This is a genomic window from Cobetia sp. (genome assembly GCF_983723665.1).
On record NZ_CFDJES010000021.1, the window covers coordinates 1 to 5,297 of the forward strand.

The following is a 5,297-nucleotide window of genomic DNA, read 5'->3' on the forward strand; positions in this document are numbered from 1 at the left end:
GCCGGCAGGCTGGCGTGGTTGTGGAACTGCCAGACGCCGTAGATGCGGCCATCGAAGGAGGCTTCACTGCCCAGCGTCGGGTCGACGGCGAGCCCGGCGCCCAGCCCGAACATGTAGAGGCCCGCAAGACGCTGGCCGTGGATGTCGCAGGGGTTGCCATTGGCATCGGAATCCAGCCCGCCATTCACTTCACGCAACGTGATGGGCTGATGATGGGCGTCGCTGATGGTGGGCAGAATCGGCTGATAGCCGTTGCACTGCACCACGATGGGCGCGTCGGCGAGCACTTCGCTGGCCAGTTCCAGGCGTTGGGCACTGCCGGGGCCGGTCTGTACCAGCTGGATGTCCATCGCGCACTCTTCGATGCGGCCGGTGGCCAGAATTTCCTGACCGATGGCCAGCGCCCGGTAGCGCAGCCCGCCGGAGCGGTTGATGCGACCGCTGATCGGGCACACATCGCGCTCGGCATCGTAGTGATAGCCTGCGGTGCGCGCTTCTTCGGCGTTCTCGAAGAACAGCCGAATCGGCGAGCGATGCAGCAGGGTGATCTCCTTGACGCGGGTATTGCGCAGCGCGTCGGCCAGCACGTCGAGCATCGAGAAGGCGCTGTGCGAGCCACCCACCACACAGACGCGACCACCACGCCGCAGACGCGGCAGCAGCAGGCTGCGCAGCTGCCCCGGCGGCATGCGCAACAGCTCATCGCCGCTGTAGATGCGTGCGCGCCGCGACGGTGTCAGTCCCTGACGATTGAGGCTCTGAGTCAGTTGCTCCGGGCACTGCTGGCCGCCCAGATTGAGCACCAGGTTCTCGGTGCGCAGTCGCGACGTGCGCTGGGCCACTTCCGGTTCATGCGAGAGGGTCAGAATGCTGGTGCCGTCGAGGTACTGCAGCGTGTCCAGGCTGGTGCCGCACCACATCTCGACGCCCGGCAGGGCGGTGATGTGCGCCAATACCAGGGCGCTGGCGGCTTCCAGCAGCTCGCCGATCTCATCGAGTCGCGGGGAGGAGTAGGGATCGGCCCGGATTCGCTCCAGGCAGGCTTCGCCTTCAAGCGGGGCCAGCACGTCGGCGAGTGCCGGGTCGCGCAGGCAGTCGAGAAACACATCGCCGACCGAGTTGGCGGTGATGCGATATTCGCCCAGCCGACCAGCGCCAAGCTTGCCGCTGGCGTGGGTGCCGCCGGCATCGAGAATCAACAGTCCGTGGCGGGCCAGTGTCGTGATCTGGCCTGTCTTGAGGGCATTGAACAGAAATCCCATGCCTGCCGGGCCGACACCGGCCACGATACATCCGTAGCCCGTGATTCTTGAGAGGTCCTTCATGTCGTCTTGCTCCCTGGGTCGTAGTGACATCTTGTGGCTGTTTCGGTAGAGAGGTGTGATCCCCTCTGACAGCTGGCGGCTTGAAGACTGCGCCGCTCTATTGCTGCTCCCCTGTTGTCGGGGCAGCGGTTACCGTGGTGTTGCGGGTGGCAAAGACCGCCTGTCCGTGCGATATCATTTGCTCTTTGACGTGCTATTACAGCAACTTGCATGCGTGTGGTGTCGCGCATTGCAGCGATGAAGCTGCAGGATTCACGTCCATGGTGTTTCCATGGTGTTTCCATGGTGTTGCCGGTTCTGTGTATCAGCGACCTGTGCCTTGCGCCGGGCTTGATGACCGGTTTCATGACCAGCGTGATGACCGGCTTCGCACGAGCTGTCAGTACGCTTGCAACGATCCAATTCGGGAGACCACCCCGAGATCGAAAACGCCTGTGCGGCACGGACAGCAGTTCGCTATCTGCAAGTCATTGATATTCATGACATCGGTTCAGATGGATCCTCTGGACGCGCAGCGGCACCGCTGCGGTAGCCGAGCGGTAGCCGAGCGGTATCCGGCAGCACATCACTGATGAGAGGTGGCATTTCTCATACCTGGCATGGGGGTGGGCCCATCTCGGTATTCGCCAATCCTGGTGTGTCATTGGCACTGATAGTCTGAGGCAGATAACAAGAACGTCGTGATGATTATCCCGTCACGAATGTCGGCGCCATTTTCGTGAAGTGCGCTGCAGGAAATGCACGGCGTGAAATATGCAGCGACTCAACCACCGCCTGATATGGGATTTCGTGACATGCCAACTGACCGTTGGCCATTTTGTTTAATTAACGATAATTAATAAATGATATTTGGCGGGAATCGAATCCTGTCGTGACGAAAATCATGCTTTGAGTTGAGTCACATTCGAGCTGGCTCATACGGTGTGCTGAGAGGTGAGTCTGGCGGGCAAGAGAGGGCGTTGCTCAAAAAGGCTATCTCGCCTGGGGAGCCGGTATCAGGTGCTGGCATCCGTGGCAGGCGTTAGTGGCCACGCTCTGCTATGCTCTGCGCCCGCGCGTAAGCCCGTTCGGCTCGTGCCTGTTCATCGATTGAAGGAATGTCCCCGTGACTGACGCCACCGCCACCCCTGCCTTTGCCTCTCTGGCGCTGGCGCCCGAGCTGCTCGACAACCTCGCCACGCTCGAATATCACACCATGACGCCGATTCAGGCGCAGAGCCTGCCGCCGATGCTGCAAGGCCGCGATGTCATCGCCCAGGGCCAGACCGGCTCCGGCAAGACCGCTGCCTTCGGTCTGGGGCTGCTGTCGCGTCTCAAGGTCTCGCGCTTCCGTGTGCAGTCACTGGTGCTGTGTCCGACACGTGAGCTGGCCGATCAGGTTGCCGGCGAGATCCGTCGTCTGGCGCGCGGCCTGCACAACGTCAAGGTGCTGACTCTGTGCGGCGGCGCGCCCTTCGGCCCGCAGCTGGGCTCGCTGGAACACGGCGCGCACATCATCGTCGGCACGCCGGGGCGCGTGGATGAGCACCTGCGCAAGGGCAGCCTGAGCCTGGTCGAGCTCAATACCCTGGTGCTGGATGAAGCCGACCGCATGCTCGACATGGGCTTCGCCGAGGTGCTGGATGCCATCGTCGCCGAGACCCCGGAGGAGCGTCAGACGCTGCTGTTCAGCGCGACCTTCGCCGATGGCGTGCGCCCGATCGCCGAGCGCATGCTGCGTGATCCGGTCAGCATCGAGGTGGCCTCCACCCACGATGACAGCAGCATCCGTCAGCTGTTCCACCGTGTCGCCGATGACGAGGCGCGCTTCGAGGCGCTGCGTATCCTGCTGCTCAAGTACCGCCCGGAATCCAGCGTGGTGTTCTGCAACACCAAGCGTCAGGCGCAGGAAGTCAGCGACGCGCTCAATGAGCACGGCTTCAGTGCCATGGCGCTGCACGGTGATCTCGAACAGCGCGAGCGTGACCAGACACTGGTGATGTTCGCCAACAAGAGCACCTCGATTCTGGTGGCCACCGATGTCGCGGCGCGCGGGCTGGATATCGAAGCGCTGGATGCGGTGTTCAACTACGAGATCGCGCGTGATCTCGACGCCCACGTGCACCGTGTCGGGCGTACCGGCCGTGCGGGCAGCTCCGGTATCGCCTGCACGCTTTACACCGAGAAGGAAGACTATCGCCTGACCAGGCTGGGCGAATTCCTCGAGCAGACGCTGGAAGTCGAGCCGCTGCCCTCGAAAAGCATGCTGACGCGCGAGCCGTTCCATGCGCGCATGGCGACGCTGCAGATCGACGGTGGCAAGAAGGACAAGCTGCGCCCCGGCGACATCCTCGGCGCGCTGACCGGTGACGGCGGCCTGGAAGGCAGCAAGATCGGCAAGATCAAGGTACTGGCGCGGACCACCTTCCTCGCCGTGGAGCGTGATGTCGCCAAGTCGGCACTCACCCAGCTGATGAATGGCAAGCTCAAGGGGCGCTCCTTCCGCGCGCGTCGTCTCAAGAGCTGAGGCGGGCGGCGTCGGCGCGATGCTCGAGCAGTGTCGGCGACGTGTCTGACCGGTAGCGGCGAGAAGCCTGAGAGGGGCTGAACCAGGCTTTTCATCTGCCATGCGACCTTGATATCACCCCAAGCGATGCCCGCCACCACGGCGGGCATCGTGCTTTTTGAGCAGCAGATTGACGCTCGCAGCCGCTGCGGGCGGTGGCTAAGCTTGAGGTAACGTCCCTGACCATCAGGGCGCTGATCCGGTACCTCGTGATGACTGCCAACGCCGTCGATAATCTTCGCATTCGTGAAGAACGTCTCATTGATCATGAGCGCATCTACCGCATTCATGAATCCGTCTTTGCCGGCCATCGTGAAGCGCGCCTGGGTGACAGATTGCGTCGAGGCAATCTGGCGCAGATTTCGCTGGTGGCCGAGCGTGTCACCGACCCGGAAACCGGCCGCCACCTCAGTGAAGGCGAGGGCGGCCTGCTGGGGCATGTGATGGTGTCGCGCGTGGAGCTTTCCGGCTATCCGGACCGCGTGCTGATGGCGTTGGCGCCGCTGGCGGTGCTGCCCCAGCATCAGCGTCACGGCATCGGCAAGCGGCTGGTGATCTCGGCAGTCAAGCGCTGTCGGCTGCTGGGGGCGGGGGCCGTGGTGGCGGCAGGCCATGCGGATTTCTATACCCATCTGGGCTTTCATCCGGCGTGTCATTACGGGCTCTACTGCCATCATGACGACGTGCCGGGTTCCTTCGTCGCCTTCGAGCTGCTGCCGGACTATCTGGAGGGGCTGGGCGGTGAAGTGCAGTTTCCCGATACCTTCTCTGAGCTGGGTATTTGATCAGCAACAGGCAACTCGGCGTTGCGTGACCCTTGAAACGGCAAGGCTCCCGCTCCATGTCATGGGTAACACCACGTGGCAGCCTGCGTGAGATGGCAGCTGTCGCGTCATTCCGACCGATGATTCAAGGAGAGACATCATGAAGCTCAAGACTCTGGGTAGTTCGCTGATGATTGCCATGCTCGGTCTCGGTGGCCTGTCGCTCGCCGGTTGCGAGGACGAAGGCCCGATGGAGAAGGCCGGTGAGAAGATGGACAACGCCGTCGAGGAAGCCGGTGATAGCGTCGAGAACGCCACCGATAGCTGAGGCTCGGCTGTCAGCGCCGCGATGAATCGCCGCTGACCTGAGCTGTCGACAGACACAAGAAGGCCCCGCCTCCCATGAGGTGGGGCCTTCTTGTGTCTGGCTAGGGGAGAAAGCAATCCGCTTATGCCGAGGCGGGCTGCTGCTCGCTCTGTTGCTTGCGGTCCGCGACGGCGGCGTCGTAGGCGCGGCTTTCCTCGGCTTCGGTGGCGGCGCTGAAACGCACCAGCAGCGCGAACAGCGAGATCACGATCACGCCCATGCCCAGGTACATCAGGCCTTCCTGGTAGGTCAGCTCCTCACTGCGGAACAGGAAGCCCGCGGCGACCGCGCCCGCG

4 protein-coding genes and 1 pseudogene are annotated in these 5,297 nt (G+C 62.9%); 3 read left to right on the top strand and 2 right to left on the bottom strand.

Annotated features, from left to right (window positions below; genetic code table 11):
* Window positions 1–1,325: hypothetical protein (locus AC4FAH_RS03810; RefSeq protein WP_490245653.1), on the bottom strand; the 1,325-nt coding region annotated here is incomplete at its 3' end.
* 1,105 nt (window positions 1,326–2,430) lie between these two features.
* Between AC4FAH_RS03810 and dbpA the strand changes: the two genes are divergently transcribed.
* The 3 genes from dbpA to AC4FAH_RS03825 all read left to right on the top strand — a co-directional run bounded on the left by dbpA (window position 2,431) and on the right by AC4FAH_RS03825 (window position 4,962).
* A complete protein-coding gene (dbpA, locus tag AC4FAH_RS03815; protein ID WP_175090168.1) occupies window positions 2,431–3,831 on the top strand; it encodes an ATP-dependent RNA helicase DbpA in 1,401 nt (466 codons plus the stop codon).
* Between the two features lie 251 nt (window positions 3,832–4,082).
* Window positions 4,083–4,655, top strand: coding sequence for a GNAT family N-acetyltransferase (locus tag AC4FAH_RS03820; RefSeq protein WP_054555319.1), 573 nt, complete (start codon window positions 4,083–4,085; stop codon window positions 4,653–4,655).
* A gap of 139 nt (window positions 4,656–4,794) precedes the next feature.
* The gene (locus AC4FAH_RS03825; RefSeq protein WP_166019763.1) at window positions 4,795–4,962 is read left to right on the top strand and encodes a hypothetical protein; all 168 of its coding nucleotides are present in this window, start codon (window positions 4,795–4,797) and stop codon (window positions 4,960–4,962) included.
* A 121-nt stretch (window positions 4,963–5,083) separates the two neighbouring features.
* On the opposite strand, the pseudogene AC4FAH_RS03830 reads toward AC4FAH_RS03825, so the two are convergent.
* Window positions 5,084–5,297: pseudogene (locus tag AC4FAH_RS03830) on the bottom strand (MFS transporter); the annotation flags it as partial.